The sequence below is a fragment of the Vibrio qingdaonensis genome (assembly GCF_026191675.1).
Lineage (GTDB): Bacteria > Pseudomonadota > Gammaproteobacteria > Enterobacterales > Vibrionaceae > Vibrio > Vibrio qingdaonensis.
In genome coordinates this window covers 1-2,950 of sequence record NZ_JAKRRY010000092.1, presented here as the reverse complement: position 1 = coordinate 2,950, position 2,950 = coordinate 1, and the positions used below count along the sequence as shown (strand labels likewise).

The following is a 2,950-nucleotide window of genomic DNA, read 5'->3' as shown; positions in this document are numbered from 1 at the left end:
ATAAAGACTCTGAATACTTTTATAAGATGTTTCAGTTGGGGAAATATGAATTTCGAGAGCTGGTGGCACGAGGACGGTTGTTGTTTGTGGCACCACAAAACCTTGAGCGATATTCTCAAGAATTACTGTTTGATATCATTATGGTTGATCCTTGCTCTATCATTTTCTCAAGGCGGCTCGCGGCCTCAACCATTCGAGGTATACAAGGTAAATCAGGAATAATTGGTACAACCTTCTCAAGTGATGAGCAATACCACTTCCTTCATCAATGCTCTCGTATTGAAAGCCCTTCAATACAAAGCCTTGCTCAAACACTCTCAGAGCAATGGCAATACGGCGAATATATGGTCAATAGAGAGGGGGCTGTATCAACGCATCGACTCGGGCTATCCAGTATTGCAGCTAAAGGTTTTGAGCTGAGAGGGCGAGATATTTATCTTGAATTATCAACAGCGGCTATGGCGTATGAATATGCTCAAGGACTTAGCGCACATCATTTTCCTTTTGACGGGGAGCAATATTCCGAAGTATCAGCGTGTCAGGTGATTAGTGGGTTTTACAATGGTGTTCGTACTGACTCGAAGCAGATTCATGAATCTGAATTGGGTATGTTACTTCATGAGATATATGCTATTGATAACGATATGGATATTCTTGAACTTGATTCTGCGCTTTCAAATAGCCTGATTCGCTCTTTACCTAGTATCATTAACCAGTTCGCCAATATGGATGAAAGTGAGCGATTCCATAAATTGAGAGCGCTTAAGGATGAGGTAACTAGAATTGAAAGCAATAAAACCCGAATGTCGCGACTCAACATATCAGGATTTCCTTCGGTGGCTGCGGGGGCTGGAATGGAGCTAGTGGGAATTAAAGGCGGTGGTGTAGTTGCGCTTGGAGGTTGGTTACTCAATGCACTCAATGTATATGCCGATGAACTCCAGTTAACGAATAGCCCGATATTCACCAAACTTTCAAGCTTAAATCATTTCACCAGCCATGATGCTGTTATTATACAGCGTGTAAGGAAGAGGATTTCGACGTCATATAACGCTTCGCTTCAATGATATGGTGAGTAAACTTACCGAACAGGTTGCTAATCTTTACGAATGAGCATCTAAAACTTCAAATAAAATCACTGTCTTAAAATACAGCTATGGTTTACACTATTTTCGTTGCATCGACTGAAAAATGTAAACCTTTTAGACGAAATTGGATAAATAAAATGAAAACTTATCATACCTACAACGCTGTAGATGTTGCATTGAGCTTGCTTAAGCACGCGAAAGAGCAAGGTAAATGTTTCTCCAATTTGCAGCTACAGAAACTCACTTACGTATGCCATGGCTTGTCTTTAGCGCATTTTCAACGTCCTCTAGTGGTTGATGACGTATTTGCATGGAAGTTTGGTCCAGTTGTGCCATCTGTGTATTTCCGTTTTAAGTCGTACGGTTCAAACGTCATTACTGAGCATGGCGATGTCGTTCTCGATGCTGAAAGCGAATCGATCGTGAAGGATGTTGTGTCTAAATTGGGCGACTTAAGTGGACCACAGTTGGTGGACTTAACACACCGAGATGGTAGCCCATGGCATCAGGTATGGGATGGCACACATCAAAAAGTGATTCCAGACCATTTAATCCAATCCCACTACGTGCAAATCAAACAGTCAGGACGTACTACCAGTCTGTGAGTGATAAAGAAAAAAGTGTCGTCAGTTTCCTCATTGACGACACACCATCGGCTGAGCAATCATCCAAGACCTTCCATGACGACTACGAGCTGAACTTTCAAGATTTCCTTGAACGAACTGTCGATGAACGTGCTGCTGAAGACTTTTCATATACCAATAATGGAGTGAAAAAAGCAGGTAGACGGCTTCGTAAAAAAGAAGGGGATCTTAAATCTGCCACCACGACTATCCAACAGTTTCGCGCTGCTCATGAAAAGCCACTCAATACTATTGCCTATCTTGTTGGGCGTTGTTGTCGTGAACTTGGTATCGATGTTAAGCCTGTAACTCGGTTAAAGCGTTTAGACACTATAATCGATAAGCTTCAACGTAAATCACTTGACGGCCACACAGCGAACGCAACATGTGTCACTAATATGAATGATATTGGTGGGTGCCGAGCGATATTCCCGGATTTAATCTCACTAGAGCAGGCAGTATCTCAATTACAAGGTACTGTTGAGAAAGTAGGTCGAGTGAGAATTAAAGATATTGATAATTATATTTCTAATCCTAAACCAAATGACTGTGGTTACAGAAGCTTACATGTGATTTATCGATATGATCATACGAGTGGCAAGAGCTTTAACATAGAAGCTCAATTGCGGACTAGGCTTCAACACCTTTGGGCTACCACTGTCGAAATAGTGGATATCTTGGAAGGAACAAAAATCAAAACGCATTCTCATAGTGCCAATGAAGATAAAGACGATCTACAGATCAAATGGGAAGAATTACTCTCGATCATGAGTCGGTATATTGCAGATGCCGAAGGTGCTATAGAGTTAGGCAAAGAAGAGATAAATCAATGTTCAATACGACTACGTGAGCTAAATGATGAGATTAATGCGCTAGGTAGACTTAAGACTTTTAGGATCTTGTCTGAAAAAATAGAAACCTGTTGCGATGATGCTACCGAACATGTTTTGTTAATAATTGATGAGAAATCATTGAAGCTTATCTTCAGTGAGGAGTTCAGCGATTACGGCAAGGCTATTTCTGTTTACAACGCTGCGGAAAAGGTGACCAGTAGTCATTCTGGGATCAATGCCCTACTCATCTCAACGAAGAATATAGGGCAGCTCTCAGAAGCTTATCCTAATTATTTAGGTGATTGTGCTTCGTTTATTGTGTTGCTTCAAGAAGCGATGCAAAGATAGCTAACAAAAAAATAAAGTCCACTCCAGAGAGAGGCGGATTGATCGCCTCTCTTTATTT

Annotated in this window: 2 protein-coding genes and 1 pseudogene; all 3 read left to right on the top strand. The window is 41.2% G+C overall.

Features of this window, described 5'->3' with window-relative positions:
- Positions 1-1,067 (top strand): annotated as a pseudogene (locus MD535_RS25285) (hypothetical protein); the annotation flags it as partial.
- Between the two features lie 158 nt (positions 1,068-1,225).
- Positions 1,226-1,693, top strand: coding sequence for a Panacea domain-containing protein (locus MD535_RS25280; RefSeq protein ID WP_265678050.1), 468 nt, complete (start codon positions 1,226-1,228; stop codon positions 1,691-1,693).
- Positions 1,690-2,892: a RelA/SpoT domain-containing protein gene (locus tag MD535_RS25275; RefSeq protein WP_265678049.1), complete on the top strand. Its 1,203-nt coding sequence runs from the start codon at positions 1,690-1,692 to the stop codon at positions 2,890-2,892. Before MD535_RS25280 ends, MD535_RS25275 begins: the two co-directional genes overlap by 4 nt.
- Positions 2,893-2,950: the final 58 nt, after the last annotated feature.